This window comes from Nostoc sp. NMS9 (assembly GCF_017114995.1).
Lineage (GTDB): Bacteria > Cyanobacteriota > Cyanobacteriia > Cyanobacteriales > Nostocaceae > Nostoc.
The window spans coordinates 119,624-133,258 of record NZ_JABXKL010000080.1 but is presented as its reverse complement, the minus strand read 5'-3'; the positions used below and the strand labels follow the sequence as shown (position 1 = coordinate 133,258).

The 13,635-nt window shown below is 43.8% G+C and carries 19 protein-coding genes and 1 tRNA gene; 16 read left to right on the top strand and 4 right to left on the bottom strand.

Features of this window, described 5'->3' with window-relative positions; translation table 11 throughout:
- Positions 1 to 249: 249 nt before the first annotated feature.
- The 16 genes from HWQ40_RS24920 to HWQ40_RS24845 all read left to right on the top strand — a co-directional run bounded on the left by HWQ40_RS24920 (position 250) and on the right by HWQ40_RS24845 (position 9,746).
- Positions 250 to 426 carry a hypothetical protein gene (locus HWQ40_RS24920; protein ID WP_292783179.1) on the top strand — a complete coding sequence of 59 codons (177 nt, stop codon included), beginning with the start codon at positions 250 to 252 and terminating at the stop codon, positions 424 to 426.
- Between the two features lie 158 nt (positions 427 to 584).
- Positions 585 to 740 carry a hypothetical protein gene (locus HWQ40_RS24915; protein ID WP_292783178.1) on the top strand — a complete coding sequence of 52 codons (156 nt, stop codon included), beginning with the start codon at positions 585 to 587 and terminating at the stop codon, positions 738 to 740.
- Between the two features lie 20 nt (positions 741 to 760).
- Positions 761 to 943: a hypothetical protein gene (locus tag HWQ40_RS24910; RefSeq protein WP_292783176.1), complete on the top strand. Its 183-nt coding sequence runs from the start codon at positions 761 to 763 to the stop codon at positions 941 to 943.
- On the top strand, positions 940 to 1,113 hold the full coding sequence (locus HWQ40_RS24905) for a hypothetical protein (RefSeq protein WP_292783175.1): 174 nt from the start codon (positions 940 to 942) through the stop codon (positions 1,111 to 1,113). The genes HWQ40_RS24910 and HWQ40_RS24905 overlap by 4 nt, the downstream gene beginning before the upstream one ends.
- Positions 1,114 to 1,124: 11 nt before the next feature.
- Positions 1,125 to 1,544 carry a hypothetical protein gene (locus HWQ40_RS24900; protein ID WP_292783173.1) on the top strand — a complete coding sequence of 140 codons (420 nt, stop codon included), beginning with the start codon at positions 1,125 to 1,127 and terminating at the stop codon, positions 1,542 to 1,544.
- Positions 1,545 to 1,640: 96 nt separating this feature from the next.
- Positions 1,641 to 1,838: a hypothetical protein gene (locus HWQ40_RS24895; protein ID WP_292783171.1), complete on the top strand. Its 198-nt coding sequence runs from the start codon at positions 1,641 to 1,643 to the stop codon at positions 1,836 to 1,838.
- A 121-nt stretch (positions 1,839 to 1,959) separates the two neighbouring features.
- Positions 1,960 to 2,430, top strand: a complete 471-nt coding sequence (locus HWQ40_RS24890) for a hypothetical protein (RefSeq protein ID WP_292783169.1) — start codon at positions 1,960 to 1,962, stop codon at positions 2,428 to 2,430.
- Positions 2,427 to 2,630 carry a hypothetical protein gene (locus HWQ40_RS24885; protein WP_292783167.1) on the top strand — a complete coding sequence of 68 codons (204 nt, stop codon included), beginning with the start codon at positions 2,427 to 2,429 and terminating at the stop codon, positions 2,628 to 2,630. Before HWQ40_RS24890 ends, HWQ40_RS24885 begins: the two co-directional genes overlap by 4 nt.
- A gap of 499 nt (positions 2,631 to 3,129) precedes the next feature.
- Positions 3,130 to 3,330: a hypothetical protein gene (locus HWQ40_RS24880; RefSeq protein ID WP_292783166.1), complete on the top strand. Its 201-nt coding sequence runs from the start codon at positions 3,130 to 3,132 to the stop codon at positions 3,328 to 3,330.
- A 472-nt stretch (positions 3,331 to 3,802) separates the two neighbouring features.
- Entirely contained in the window at positions 3,803 to 4,531 is a 729-nt protein-coding gene (locus tag HWQ40_RS24875; protein WP_292783165.1) for a hypothetical protein, read from the top strand.
- Positions 4,532 to 4,563: 32 nt separating this feature from the next.
- Positions 4,564 to 4,632: transfer RNA gene (locus HWQ40_RS24870), tRNA-Phe, on the top strand.
- A 77-nt stretch (positions 4,633 to 4,709) separates the two neighbouring features.
- Positions 4,710 to 4,916: a hypothetical protein gene (locus HWQ40_RS24865; protein WP_292783163.1), complete on the top strand. Its 207-nt coding sequence runs from the start codon at positions 4,710 to 4,712 to the stop codon at positions 4,914 to 4,916.
- A gap of 272 nt (positions 4,917 to 5,188) precedes the next feature.
- Positions 5,189 to 6,622, top strand: coding sequence for a VWA domain-containing protein (locus HWQ40_RS24860; protein ID WP_292783161.1), 1,434 nt, complete (start codon positions 5,189 to 5,191; stop codon positions 6,620 to 6,622).
- 208 nt (positions 6,623 to 6,830) lie between these two features.
- Entirely contained in the window at positions 6,831 to 7,790 is a 960-nt protein-coding gene (locus HWQ40_RS24855) for a HEPN domain-containing protein (RefSeq protein WP_292783159.1), read from the top strand.
- A 452-nt stretch (positions 7,791 to 8,242) separates the two neighbouring features.
- Positions 8,243 to 9,073, top strand: a complete 831-nt coding sequence (locus HWQ40_RS24850) for a hypothetical protein (RefSeq protein WP_292783157.1) — start codon at positions 8,243 to 8,245, stop codon at positions 9,071 to 9,073.
- A 34-nt stretch (positions 9,074 to 9,107) separates the two neighbouring features.
- Positions 9,108 to 9,746: a ThiF family adenylyltransferase gene (locus HWQ40_RS24845; protein ID WP_292783156.1), complete on the top strand. Its 639-nt coding sequence runs from the start codon at positions 9,108 to 9,110 to the stop codon at positions 9,744 to 9,746.
- A 128-nt stretch (positions 9,747 to 9,874) separates the two neighbouring features.
- On the opposite strand, the gene HWQ40_RS24840 is transcribed toward HWQ40_RS24845, so the two are convergent.
- The 4 genes from HWQ40_RS24840 to HWQ40_RS24825 all read right to left on the bottom strand — a co-directional run bounded on the left by HWQ40_RS24840 (position 9,875) and on the right by HWQ40_RS24825 (position 13,056).
- Positions 9,875 to 10,015 carry a hypothetical protein gene (locus HWQ40_RS24840; RefSeq protein ID WP_292783154.1) on the bottom strand — a complete coding sequence of 47 codons (141 nt, stop codon included), beginning with the start codon at positions 10,013 to 10,015 and terminating at the stop codon, positions 9,875 to 9,877.
- Positions 10,016 to 10,086: 71 nt separating this feature from the next.
- Positions 10,087 to 10,623, bottom strand: a complete 537-nt coding sequence (locus tag HWQ40_RS24835) for a dihydrofolate reductase family protein (RefSeq protein WP_292783151.1) — start codon at positions 10,621 to 10,623, stop codon at positions 10,087 to 10,089.
- An 80-nt stretch (positions 10,624 to 10,703) separates the two neighbouring features.
- Positions 10,704 to 11,384: a helix-turn-helix domain-containing protein gene (locus HWQ40_RS24830; RefSeq protein WP_292783149.1), complete on the bottom strand. Its 681-nt coding sequence runs from the start codon at positions 11,382 to 11,384 to the stop codon at positions 10,704 to 10,706.
- A gap of 169 nt (positions 11,385 to 11,553) precedes the next feature.
- The gene (locus HWQ40_RS24825; RefSeq protein ID WP_292783147.1) at positions 11,554 to 13,056 is read right to left on the bottom strand and encodes an acyl--CoA ligase; all 1,503 of its coding nucleotides are present in this window, start codon (positions 13,054 to 13,056) and stop codon (positions 11,554 to 11,556) included.
- Positions 13,057 to 13,635 lie beyond the last annotated feature (579 nt).

Sequence of the window (13,635 nt, the reverse complement as noted above, 5' to 3'; positions counted from 1 at the left end):
TTATCAACTAGAAAACAGATTCTTCCTCTGTAACGAGCGGTGTATCTATAATCCCAAGATTCGCGATCGCCAATCTCCTCTCTTTAATCTTGATTCTGTAGATTCCATTTCTGGTAGAATCAGCGCCCAAAATCCTTTGTAAATATGGTTCATAGTCATTAGTCATTGGTCAGGAGCGCAATCTTTGCTTGATGCTCGCGCCGCTCTCTTGAACGTGCTTGAGTAGGTCTGGACTGCTTTGAAGAACCGTTGGAAGTTGTTCTAGAACCACTGCTGCTAGCAATGTCGCTTCGTGCTGTTCGAGTTCCCTCCCCACATTTGCCTAGTGCCCGTGGAGACTATATGGAGCAAGCACCCACGCCACTGCTTTCACGCCCCGGCGCGGAAACGCCCTCAACCCACTCTTCTAACGTTCGGACTCCATAGGTAATGCTCGGAGTACTGGCTAGATAAGCTCGGACTCCATAGCTAACGCTGGGAGTACTAGCTACATAACACTTAATCACCTGTGAACCGAGCGCAGATCACGAGTTGACTGCGCGGTGATATTTTGATGTCTGCACACTTACAACTAAAAAACCAACATGACAACCACAGTTCAACAACTAATTGAAAAGCTGCAAGGCTTGCCTGCTGAAGCGGTGATAGATTTAAGAAATTTTTATGATGAGCCATTGTTCATCAAGACTTTTCAACAGGAAAGTAACGTGGTGAAGATCCTAATCAGAGATAATTCGTAATTCGTAACGGAGATTTAAACATGACTTCCACAGTCGGAGAATTGATTGAAAACCTGAAGGACTACCCTGCTGAGACGGTGTTAGCTGTTAAAGACGTTGACGATGTTGAGTTTGCGATTACTGATTTCAAGTCTTTTGATGACGGCGTAACCATCATCATCGGCTCAAAAGTAGACGAGGAGCCAGATGAGGAGGAGGAATGATTATTCGAGAACTGATTGAAAAACTGCAAAGCTACCCTACTAGTACAGAGGTATTCATAACAAACGTTGTTGATGGCGATCGGCATTATCCCATCGTTGACATCCAGACTCAAGGCTGCACCCTGAATATCGTAATGAGCAACCAGTCCGAGGAATCAAAGGAGGAATAAGTAATTGACTCATGCGATCGCCTACCGTCCCTGATCCGGTGGAGCGATGCCAAAGGCGAGCTTCGCTAACGCCAACACAACAAATGGATTTTATCAGTAATGAGATTGTACCAATGTCCAAGCCAATAGGGTATTTCATCAACTACACCATAAACGACGCCTCCTTGCTCGAATCCCTCCAGTCGGAGTACGGGGCAACATTTGAGCGTATAACCAAACGCGAAAAGCTGTTTTTAATTTCGGCTCTGGCAATTCAGTTGTGCGACGAAGCCCCTGGACGCTGCCGCGAAGAAATATATGTAGTGGGGCATCAAGCTAATAGCTCCTTACCTGTGGCTGATAGAGAGGGATTAATCGAAGCGTTGATTAATCAAGTCTGTTACGGGCAAAGCTTAACAGTCGTCACGGAGGTATCGCCTATGCAGCAATAAACCCACTAACTACAACACCTCTCATTTATAAGGTTGCACCAGCGTGACTGGTAACATTTGTGCTGGTGTTTTTTTACACAATTAGGATTTGGAATTATGAATTACCGCGACAAGTTAACACCGTGGGCGATTTTCCAACGTCTGCCCACTGGCAAAAATGTCTGCTTTTATCGATTTCGTACCCGAACTGAGGCAGTTGCTTACATGAGCATTCTTAGGCAAGGTGACGGGGAGTTTCAGGTAGTTTACGACCTACCCCAACCGCAACATCGAAGAGCAGCGCCTAGAGGTTGAACTTAAGGCGCTGGTCAATGATGAGCAGTTCAAAACGTATAACCAAATTTTTGACCAGTTTAATTTTGGTAGTCGGATTCGCGCTAGGCTGCTCAGTCGCATCTACCCGTTTGAAGCGTTTTTGACCAATGGCAAACAGCTGATTGAGCGAGAAGTCCGAGAAGTAAAGAAAAAGGAAGTCACGCGGGAAAAGGGTAAGCGCGTGGTTAAATTTCTTCCCGGTGATATTAAGCGGGTTAAGCGTAACCGTTCAAGGGACGCTTTCAAACTCAGACTGGGCATGGGAACGGTTCTCGAACAGTCTGGAGATAGTCTAGTTGAGGTAGGTAGTGGTTCGGCATTATGTCGAATGACGTTTTGGCAATACGTGATCACCAAAATTGAAATTGACGACCGCTTGCCTGACAATCCTATTGGCAACGAAATTACTCTTTACAAGGAAACACTCAAAAGCAAAGTTGATGGTTCTGGCAAGCAGCTACTCAACGGTAAGCACTTGCAGTCGAAGCTGATGTCTAAAGTTGCGAATGTTCTATTTCGGGAGTTATCGAGAGCGATGGCGCAGCCAACGCCAGGGGCGAACGCAAAATGAGCCAACAAGATTATCCAGTTTATGGATCTGACTACGATGACGACGATGACGAGTATGACAATCAAGGGAACTTAGATTTTTACGGTGAGTGCCCTAAGTGTGCTGATGGTCAAATGTTTATAGACCCGGAGAATGTTGAAGAACTAATTGCTTTTTGCACTGAGTGCGGGTACGCGATCGATTTGCAAGAAATTCATTAGACATGGTAAACCCCTACATTACTGTAGGGGTTTGAAAATCCCTCAATAGTTTAGAGTGAAAGAAGGTACTGGTTCCGCCGCGCTCGTGCCAAATTCTGAAAAATGGTCGATGCTGTCGGGTGATGGTTTTCATTACACTACATCAAGGACAATTGCCCGATCTATCCCGACACTTGACATTATGTAAATTTTGTACTACATTTGTAGTATGCAAGAAAAGCCTCCTCAAAAGCATTGCAATAATGCTTTCCTTGGGTCTGTAGCTCTAACGGTAGAGTTCCCAGATGTCACTTGTGCCCTGACAGAAAAAGCTTACATACTTGCTCAATGGTAGAGCGATCGTCTCTAAAACGATAAGTGCAGGTTCAATTCCTGCGGTGTTACCACAGCTTTTTCAACTTGCATGAGGTGTGAGTGTAACTCTCACAGGGAGGGTATCGGTTCAATCCCGATCAGATCCACTAATATCAATTCGTAATTAAAACAAAAGGTGATTATAATGGTTCATATTCGATTTGAAGGACGTTCTGTTGATGTGCCAAAAACACAATTGGGAATTGCAGCAGGGATGAATGATGTGGCAGTGAAAGAGCGCGTCGCTCGGCATTTAGATGTGAATAGCGATCGCTTCTCTGCCTATGTAATCGATCGCCGTCCTAGTGGTGATTTGATCGTCCGCCCTGAAGCTGTCTATGGTTAAATTTCCTAGTCATCCGTGCCCTAACAGAAGAAGCATACATACACATTGAATAACGGCCCTAAGGTAGTAAAGTTCGAGCGATCGAATAAGCGAAGCATGATTTCTAAGTCTCTCGCAGATTTAGCGTGCGTGCCCACTGCCAATATTTGGTAAGAGCGGCCGTAGCTGTAAAAAGCTTCTTGAACTTGCACGTAATGATTTAAGACTTAATTCCGCGCCCTAACTTGTAAAGCCTACACACACTCCGGCAACGGAATGCAGGTTCAAATCCTGTCGCTCCCTTTGATGGGAGCGTAGCCAAATTGGTATAGGCAATTGTGAAAACTGCTTTGCTAACTTGTGCGGAATTTCAATTATTTGAATTGTATTTATCTATAACCTTTACTCAATACAGAGGTGAGTTCAATGATGTTAGCCAACTCATGTTTAATAACAACTCAATTAGTACAACTGCATTTAAACAACGTGAGATATGAGCGAACATCGTTTGAGCGAGATTGTGATTGAGCGTCCTCGCGGTGGGAGGAGAATTAGCCTCAAAAAGGTGACTGGCTTTAAGAAGCAATTATACAAAATCACCGAGGATGCAATTCAGGATGGATTGTTGAATCCCTACCTGATTAAACCAACAAATAAATCTAAGTATCTTTCTGACCATCTCGGCCCCTTGCGTCGGTTTTTGCGCTCAAAAGTCGGACAGCCTTGGAATGACGTTTACAGCCAACTTTGTCAACGATTAGATCCCAACACAATGGCAGGACAGCATGTTATCGATCATGTCTGGGACTACGTTGAACGGTATGTAGAAATAATTGATGGTGGTTTCTATAGCAAGCCTTATCGAGGATATCGAATTCAGCTAGATGCAAACCATCGCGATCGCTTCTATATCCATCCTGAAACCGGAATTCTTTGTGCAGCCGAGAAAATACCTCGAAAGCAGAAGCAAAAGCAGGAACAAACTGATATTGTCATCCTTGATAATTATCATCAATACCAGAAGCTAAACGAGATTTGGTATTTAATTACCTTTGAAGATTTTCCACCACCACCAACTCATTATGTGACAGATGCTGTCAAAGGGATAATTCATCGTTCTGCGGCAATAATGTATAGAGGTCGAATGATTTACGCTGTTAGGAAACAGCAGTGTAACAAGAAAGAAATTCGATTTATTTTAAATCAACTTTCTAAAACCTAAAATTTTCACTTCGTGCCCTAACTGGATAAGCTTACATACTAGCCGAATGGTAAGGCACTTGACTGAAGATCAAGCAATTACAGGTTCAAATCCTGTGTGTGAATCAACAGCTTTTTCGACTTGCATGAGGTGATCTTATTTCATTTGAATATGGAGGTGAGAACGATGAAGAAGATTAATGATTTCAACATCGAGCCTGAAGATTTCGACGATTTCTGCTTTTGAACCATCCAGCAAACGTCGTCGTGGCTACCCATCTGAAAAAGCTGTTAAACGTGGCTATCGCCTTATTCATGGCGACAAGGAACTACAGGAAAAACTTGGTAACAATGACCTTTGCCTTTGTGGTTCTGGTCGCTGCTTTCAAAAAGTGCTGTCGCAATAGCGGCAGATATGATGGCAGCTTACGCAGTTACTACTTTTAGGCAGTAGTACCAACGATTTCGATACTTTACATCAAATTTCTAATTGGCAGTTGTTGCCGCGCCCCGATCGCATAAGCTTACATAACTCTGCATAAGTTATATCCAATGCTTCCACAACTTGCGCGGTGACTTTATCGCCCCGCGTGCAACATCTGCCTCCTGCAATTTTGGATTTTAGGTTGCAATCCAAAATCCAAAATCTAAAATCCAAAATTCTTAGAGGAGGTTCATAATGAACACTGCAGAACGTGACCTGCGTTTGGAAATGCTCAATAGTTTGCTCACAACTCCTCACCGCAAGCTTGAGCAAGTCGCAGAAATTCATCAGTTAATTGTTGAACTCGATCCCATATTCTACGGACACTTGGCAGTCTGGTATCAGCGTCATGGTGATGTCCGCGACCACAAGGAAGTGTTTGTTGCTCATTTGTTAACCAGCAATTTGACTGAACACCGAGATGCTGGATTTGTAATGCTGCAAGAGTTTCCACCCTATCAGGTAGCTCGTGTAGTTGACTTCATGAAGCAGCAGCAGAATAAACTACCTCGTTCCGCTCGCACTGCGGTACGGCGTTATCTAAAGGTGCGGGAGAGCAATCCGGCTCTGTTCGATCGCGCTGCGCTCAGAGGTCGTAAAGCAATGAAGCACTTATATGCTTCGCTGCACATCAAGCCAAATGAGCGGGCAAATGCGATTCTATTTGGCGATACTCCTCCAAAGGGTTCCTTAGCAAATGTGCTGAAGCAGCTTGCTAAGGCAGAAAATGCCGCAGAACAGGCACGGCTGATTGTCGAGTTCAACATTCCCTACACGATCGCAATTGGTGCTATCAAACAACTTACACCAGTTGTATTGGTGGCGTTAATCAACAGCATGACTCCTCAAGAAGCGATTAACAATCTCAAGTCTCTCCAGACTAGAGGTGCAATGGATCACCCACAAGTGAAGAAGCTGATTGACTCTAAGCTGGAAGCAGCGTCTAAGAGTGGGCGTGTCTCAGCATTCAAAGCACAGATTGCCACAGACGCAGGAGATTTTGACGCAGACACCGTTGCCCAACTGGAAAAGGTGACAAACGAACAGGTGAAACGGCGTGGTGCGATCGCTCGTCCAACTGCTTTATTGGTGGATAAGTCTGGTTCAATGGAAAATGCGATCGCGATCGGTAAGCAACTCGCTGCCCTAATCTCTGGTATCACAAAGGCAGAACTGTTTGTCTATGCCTTCGACACCATTCCTTACGCTGTTACGGCAAAAGGCAAGGAGTTGACCGACTGGGAGCGTGCCTTCCAGCACATCAATGCAGGCGGTGGTACTAGCATCGGCTGTGCATTGGAAGCAATGCGGAAGAAGAAGCAGGTAGTTGACCAGATTATCATAGTGACGGATGAGGGCGAAAATGCTGCTCCTTACTTCGGTGAAGTCTACAAGAACTACTGCCGGGAATTGGCGATAATGCCCAATGTGGTGATTGTCCGTGTGGGTACTCATTACAACTGGGTGGAGACTCAACTGAAGCAGCAGCAAGCACCTGTAGATACGTTCACTTTCGCGGGTGACTACTACAGTTTGCCGAACATCGTCCCACTCCTGACGCACCCCTCTCGTCTGGATTTGCTGATGGAGATTTTGGATATGCCCTTGCCTGTGCGAGATGATAAGTAAGTTGCAAACTATGGTAATGTTTATTATTACAAATAGTAAGCATTGCCTACTTTGGAGATTTTAAATTACTTCAGTTAAATATAAATAGGAATTATTTTTGCAAGAAATATATTTACTGTTGACACTAATTTGTCACTGCACATATCCTGGAAATTCAGATAGGATACTCTCATAGACTAAAACAATTAAAAGTAGGCTTGAAAACACTATGTCAGAAAATACTAGCTTTGCTTTTGTAGCTAACCTAGTCAATATCAATTGCGATTTGCCTTTTAAAATTATTGAAGATTGCTACTTCCAAAAAGCTAACCCTATTCAAATTGAGCAGATTAAACAATATTTACAATATTCAGGCTATTTTCCAAATTATTCCAGCTATAATTCATATCCTTATGAATTTGTATATGTTGAAACAATAAACACACTCAATCATAAGAGTTTTCAAGGACAGCCGCTTGAACCACAAGATTGGAAATATTATGTAATAAACTTTTCTGGAAATAATTCTAAAATTTCTGATTTAAGTTTGGCAGCCAATTTAACAGAAGTCGAATTAGAATTTGGTTTACAATTTCTCTACCATGAAGGAATAAAACACTTTGGAATTCAGAAAAAACCTACACATACTTTTCATTATTTTCATGAAATGAATAGTGGTTTACCTTCAACTGAATCTATTTATGGTGTAACTCTGCAAGATATAGGCTCAATATATCAAAATTATCAGCAGTTAGATGAGATTAAGTATCCAGATATAAAAAAAGCTATTAATAAGCTAGAAGAACTCAAGCATCTTCCTCATAATTCTGAATTTAAAATTCTTGGACTCTTTACTATTATTGAGTTTTTAATTACACATAAATCAATTGATACAGGAGATTCAATTACACGACAAGTTATAAATAAAATCAATTTATTATCAAAGCGTTTTAGTAAGAAACTTGACTACTATCAGTTTTTTGGAAATACACCTGAAAGTACACTTTGGAAAAAACTTTACGCTTATAGAAGTAATATAGCCCACGGTGGTCAACCAGATTTTGCAAAAGAGCTATTAGTTTTAAAAGATGATTTCACCGCCAAAAAATTTCTAAAGTTAGTTGTAAAAATGCTTTTACAACATTCTCTAATCGAACCTCAACTATACACTGATTTGAGAGAATGCTAAATGAATGAATATTGTCGGCAAATAAAACTTGAAACCCTTAAACATTAGCTGACTGAGAAGCATTCTAGCTCAATTTCCTTTCTAGCAATGACAACCGCAATCGCTTTTCCATTTATTTTGTAGTATGTTGTATTATATAATATCCTGCGTGCCCCAACTCGTGGAGCTTACATACTAGTACGAGAGGAAAAGTAACACTGCCAAATGCAGTGGGCGTGTGTGAACGGGGAGTGCGAAGAACCTGGGAGGTAGGCTTAAAAGTAGCCATCCTTGAAAGAGTGTGTAACAACTCACCAGCGGAGTCCCTCTAGTAACTGAGAACACGCAATGCTCCACCAACTTGCACGCAGAATTTTATTAATTCGTAATTCGTAATTCGTAATTCGTAATTAAGAAGATCAGATTTTATAGGGTTGCATTGGTAGCCTTATTTTTGAAAATTGGTATTAGTTATGACTAACATATTTAAGCTAATCAACCAAATTGCGATCGCAGAAGCACAGTTACATACCACCCAATTCCTTGCGCCCTGTGTTAAAGGTGGACGAGTTCGCACACGGGTAGCTGGGATGGTCTACACTTTCACGCCAAAGCCTAGTAAATTTGAAGGTTGGGGCATCTTTCAGGCTGTGGATGAAAAAACAGCAAAGGTTGTAGAAGAAGCAGACTTACCCCAAATTGTGGAATACCTGCAACACTTTTCCCAAATACGACTGCGGTTAGCACACCAACTGCGGGGACAAGCTTGGTTAGCATACCCCGTAAATGAAGTAGATATGCGTCAACGGTTGAAGGTAGTTAAGCCGATCGCAGTGCATCTAGTAACCGAAGGTATCGCCTTTGAGCAAATCATTGCCCGATGGAATGGGCAGTCATGCTGGTTCGAGGAAGTAGATCGCCGTACCGAGCCGGTAATTGTTGAAACTCTGCAATCTGCTGTTAAGCAACTCATTCCTGCTGAAAAATTACAGTTTAAGGGCATTACTCCAGAAATCCGCACAGTGTATGAATTAGCAACTCGGCGCATTGAGGGATTTACTCAACCCCAACAGGATGAAAAGCGATTGAGAAAGGCATTGCAAATGGGTGGCGGTACCTTAACTCAATTCCACGATCGCAGCGATTACTGGACAGTCGATTGGATAACTGCTGATGGTGTTCGCCATAGTAGTGCGATCGCTAAAACTGATTTGACTGTTGTCAGTTCTGGCATTTGCCTAAGTGGACGCGATCGCGATTTTGACTTGCAATCCTTAGTGGGTGTTATGGAACAACAAGACTAGTGAGAACAATCGGACTAATTAATTACGAATTATTATGAGTATCTTTTTTCACGAACAGCTTTACCGCAGCAATGCTGTGATGACAAAGTTGAAGAACTATCGTGTAACCATTTGTGGCGCTGGAGCATTAGGAGCTAACATTGCTGAAAACTTAGCTCGGTCTGGTTTTGATAAACTTACAGTGATAGATCGCGATCGCATTGAGGAGCGTAATCTTTCGACTCAGCCTTACTACCGTTCCGATGTGGGAGCGTTCAAGGCGAAGATTTTAGCGAACAATTTATATCGAGCAATTGGTACTAAAGTTGATGCCAAAACAAAGGAGTTGACACCAGCAAATACAACTCAACTACTCCAAGACAGCCAGCTAATTATCGATGTCTTTGACAATAGTGTGGCACGTCAAGCAGTGAAAGATTATGCTGAACAACTAAGCATTCCTTGTCTTCATGCTGGACTATCGGCTGATTATGCAGAAGTGATTTGGAATAACGTTTATCGCGTTCCTTCCGAGGTTAATGATGATGTCTGTGATTATCCGTTGGCACGAAACCTGGTGATGTTAACCGTGGCTGTGGCGTGTGAAGCGATCGTTTCATTTATTGCCACAGCAGAACAGCGTAACTTCAGTATCACCCAGAAGGATCTGACTGTTCAATCTCTGTTTTTGTAGATTGTGTAGACGTTTGTGATTTTAACGATAAATAGACATCAGTCTGTCGAGAGCGTGTCAGAGAATGAAGTTGAGTTACCTGCGGTAACAGACTGCACAACGCTGGTGTTCGTGGATGTTGCACCGAGTCAATCTGCAACTTGTAGAACAAAGTAATGCCGCAACTCTTGGAGACGCTGCGCGAACGTTGATGGTTGAAAATTCAGGTTCAGGTGGAGAGGGGTGCTGGTGAAGTGGAATAAGTAGCGATCGCTCTCAAGTGCTGACATATTGCTGTACTCGTTCCCACTGCTAATACCGCGCTGTTTCTACCAATATTTTTTTGTCCGTATGGCGGTGATTATTTGCGATCCGGTTCATAGACGAGCGCCACAACGCCTGAACTGAACGACTGTGATTCCAGAAGCTTCAAAGTTGCAGTGGTATCCTCTTTAAACAGGCGCTTGCCTTTGCCCACAACCACCGGGTAAACAAGCAGCCGATAGCGATCCACAAGATCGTGCCCAATGAGCGTTTGCACAAGCGTGGCGCTGCCGTACACCAGAATGTCCTGACCGTCCAGCTGCTTGAGTTTGGTGAGTTCTTGGACGATATTGTCTTTGATCGGCGTTGAGTTGTTCCACTCCAACGTGTTCAGGGTCGTTGACACCACGTATTTGCACACGCTGTTCATGTAATCTGCCCCTTCATCCGCACTCTCCGGCCAGGCTGCTGCAAACCCTTGATAGGTCACACGTCCCAAAAGCAAGGCATCGCTGGTGTCTTGCTCATCACCTTTAAACTTCGCGATGTCGTCATTCCAATAGGGTGCAGTCCAGGCCGGTTCTTCTATAACGCCATCCAGTGACATGAATTCAGTAATGACTACTTTCCGCATTATGTTCTCCTTTTGTCATTCGCTGTCTATACCGCAATCATGGTGCAGCAAAAGGAAAGAGTCTTGGAAAAAAACGCAAACTATTCAACTGTGCTTTTGCCAGCAATTTGCGCGGGTGTTTTTCCGATGAAGCGCTTCAGCGAATTGGTTAGATGAGCCTGATCGAAATAGCCTAGCTCGAAGGCAGTGTCTAAAATAGACGTACCTTGCTCAAGGAGCGAGACGGCGCTGTGGGCGCGTTCGATCTGCTGAATCGTCTTGTAGGTTAATCCGGTTGCCTGCAAGAAGCGGTACTGTAAGGAACGTATCGACATATCGGGTATGTGTCCCTGTATCGCCGCCTCGACCACCGGATCGCGCACGAGTATCCCCTGATGGATAAGTCTGTTGACGAACACGTCGGCGTTTTCAAAGGTCGGAAGTTCCCACGCAAAGCCATACAACCAGAAGGAATTGCTCGACGCTTTCGGAAGAGTGGCATCCTGTCTATCCAGAAGGGTTTTTACAGGGAGATGGGGCATGAACGTGCCAAGTTTGAAGGTGATGCCAAAGAACTCAGCGTCAGCGGGGAAATCAGCTTGGGATGCTTTGGTCTCTGGACCTCGTGCGACGATCGTCGTCTTGCCATTGAAGGTCGCTATTGCCATCTCCCAATTGCTGACAGCTTCCGAAGTAAAAGTGCCAGCGTGTTCGCTGTGGGTGTGCCAGATCATTTCGACAAAAGACGAGTTTGCCGACCTCGCGTCAAATACAAATTCCATCGCCCAGTTACAAGCCCAAGTCCAAACTCTGTTACCTCCATCATCTGATTTTATCCCGCCAAGATGGAATGCACAGATGTTACGTGTACCCGGTTGAAATTAACTACGACTGGGAGTGACTTTGGCTGTTCAAATCTTCCAGAGTAAACTTCCGTTATCTCCCCACTCCCTACTCCCCTATATTCAGCAATTTCGACATCGCCAACCGTTGTAGTTTACCGGTAGCACCACGAGGTAGTTGATCTAAAATGTGAATTTGCTTGGGAACTTTGAAGTCTGCCAGCATAGTTGCACAGTGAGCTAAAAGTTCTTTTTCACCAGCTTCTGCTTTCAGAACCACAGCCGCGTGGATATCTTCTCCTAAAGATTTGTGGGGGACGGCAAAGGCTAAGGCTTCGGCGACAGCGGGATGGCGCAGCAAGACATCATCCACTTCTAAAGGAGAAATTTTTTCCCCACCCCGGTTAATCAATTCTTTAATTCGTCCAGTCAAGCGGAGGTAGCCGTCTGCATCAACTGTACCCTGATCCCCTGTACGGAACCAACCGTTCACAAAAGCAGTGGCGTTAGCTTCTGGGTTATTTTCGTAGCCATCTATAACATTGGGTGCTTTTACCACCACCTCGCCCAAGCTTCCCTTAGATAACAGGTTGCCTTCAGAGTCCATAATGCCCACTTCTACCCCGAAGCCATAACCTACAGTACCTGCTTTCCTGACTTTTGGCGGTATGGGATTGGTGGTCATTAAGTGAGATGCTTCAGTCATGCTGTAAGATTCCACCACAGGAGCATTAAGAGTTGCCTCTAACTGTTCAATGATAATCGGCGGCAAAGAAGCACTACTAGAGCGAATGAAACGAAAGCGGTTTGCTTTGACAATTTCTGGGTTGCGGCTAGCACGGACCAAAATTGTCTGGTGCATGGTTGGCGCTGCGGAGTACCAGGTGGGTTTGTAGGTATCTACCAGTTTCCAAAACTCCAAGGCATTAAAACCATTGGGACAAACTAATGTACCACCCGAAGCCAGAGTTGCCAGCAAACAGCCCACCAATCCGTGAACATGGAATAGGGGCATTAGGCATAGTGTAGTATCAGCTGCTGTGAGTGAGTAAGCACTAATCAGGTTGCCGGCTGAAGCGATTAAGTTGCGATGACGAATCGGCACACGCTTGGGACGACTGGTAGTGCCGCTAGTGTGGAGAATCATCGCTATATCATCAGCGTTGGGGGTCGCGGGATTCGCAGATTCTGCTGGTTCTGAGCCTGTTTTGACTAATTCAAAGCTTAATGTGCCGTCAGTATTTACCTTGGCATTAATCAGCATCATATTGGGTGTGACACTAGCAATGGCTGCTTCTGGCCCCTCAGACAACGTAATCAGTGCTTTTGCTTGGGTATCTTGATAGTAAAAGGCAAATTCTTCTTGTTTGTATTTGGGATTTAAGGGTGCAGCAGTGCCACATAAGGCAGCAGCCAAAAAGGTAATCGCCATTGGTGAACCGTTAGTCATAGCAATGGCAATGCGTTCTCCCCGTTTCAATCCAAAGCTGTTGAGTTGAGATACCAGTCCAATAACATTCTCGCGCAATTGCTTATAGGTTAGCGATCGCCCATCAGGCGTAACTAGGGCTGGATGATTGTCTTCTCCTACTAAAAGCTCAAATAAATTCATTAGTTTTTCCGACCTGTAAATATTATGATTTAGCTTAAACAAAAAATTGTGCCGTTCTAGCTGCAAAAAGCAAGGAAATCATAAAGAAGTTACAAGACCCTGTAACTTCTGCTATGGTCAACGCTGTGCAAACATAGGGGTCAACCCCTGCGGGGAATTCAAAATTCAAAATTGAAGACCCCACGGATAAATCCGGGGGCTTGAATTAATGTTGCTTTGCATTTTTTCTTTTCCATAAATAAATTCAGGGGCTTGTATCCTTTTTTTGTTTGGTCAGGAGAATCAAGGGAAGAAGTTTTTTATGTATCCTTGTGTACCCACTTGATAATGGCTACTTTCTGAGTTAAACCCTATCTATTTTGAAACCTGGAGTTTTGAAGAATAGTAGATTATTGGATTTTAGCTTGTGTTTTGAGCTTTACCATCATTCCAAAAACTACGGTTTTCAACGTAGACATCGTTTAAGTTTTATCGGCAGTTTCTCGTAGATTATGTTTGATTTGGACGTGATACATGATATAGTTTACACGGTTCTAAAAGTTCGGATTGTTTCAGTGGATGGTTAAAAAGCTGCAAAAA

Coding starts and splice junctions, on each gene's coding strand:
- HWQ40_RS24885 (WP_292783167.1), top strand. CDS start 2,427: ATGAGCCAACAAGATTATCCAGTTTATGGATCTGACTACGATGACGAC.
- HWQ40_RS24825 (WP_292783147.1), bottom strand. CDS start 13,056: ATGAATTTATTTGAGCTTTTAGTAGGAGAAGACAATCATCCAGCCCTA.
- HWQ40_RS24875 (WP_292783165.1), top strand. CDS start 3,803: ATGAGCGAACATCGTTTGAGCGAGATTGTGATTGAGCGTCCTCGCGGT.
- HWQ40_RS24900 (WP_292783173.1), top strand. CDS start 1,125: ATGCGATCGCCTACCGTCCCTGATCCGGTGGAGCGATGCCAAAGGCGA.
- HWQ40_RS24905 (WP_292783175.1), top strand. CDS start 940: ATGATTATTCGAGAACTGATTGAAAAACTGCAAAGCTACCCTACTAGT.
- HWQ40_RS24830 (WP_292783149.1), bottom strand. CDS start 11,384: ATGGAATTTGTATTTGACGCGAGGTCGGCAAACTCGTCTTTTGTCGAA.
- HWQ40_RS24915 (WP_292783178.1), top strand. CDS start 585: ATGACAACCACAGTTCAACAACTAATTGAAAAGCTGCAAGGCTTGCCT.
- HWQ40_RS24835 (WP_292783151.1), bottom strand. CDS start 10,623: ATGCGGAAAGTAGTCATTACTGAATTCATGTCACTGGATGGCGTTATA.
- HWQ40_RS24850 (WP_292783157.1), top strand. CDS start 8,243: ATGACTAACATATTTAAGCTAATCAACCAAATTGCGATCGCAGAAGCA.
- HWQ40_RS24865 (WP_292783163.1), top strand. CDS start 4,710: ATGATTTCAACATCGAGCCTGAAGATTTCGACGATTTCTGCTTTTGAA.
- HWQ40_RS24855 (WP_292783159.1), top strand. CDS start 6,831: ATGTCAGAAAATACTAGCTTTGCTTTTGTAGCTAACCTAGTCAATATC.
- HWQ40_RS24880 (WP_292783166.1), top strand. CDS start 3,130: ATGGTTCATATTCGATTTGAAGGACGTTCTGTTGATGTGCCAAAAACA.
- HWQ40_RS24845 (WP_292783156.1), top strand. CDS start 9,108: ATGAGTATCTTTTTTCACGAACAGCTTTACCGCAGCAATGCTGTGATG.
- HWQ40_RS24910 (WP_292783176.1), top strand. CDS start 761: ATGACTTCCACAGTCGGAGAATTGATTGAAAACCTGAAGGACTACCCT.
- HWQ40_RS24860 (WP_292783161.1), top strand. CDS start 5,189: ATGAACACTGCAGAACGTGACCTGCGTTTGGAAATGCTCAATAGTTTG.
- HWQ40_RS24895 (WP_292783171.1), top strand. CDS start 1,641: ATGAATTACCGCGACAAGTTAACACCGTGGGCGATTTTCCAACGTCTG.
- HWQ40_RS24840 (WP_292783154.1), bottom strand. CDS start 10,015: ATGTCAGCACTTGAGAGCGATCGCTACTTATTCCACTTCACCAGCACC.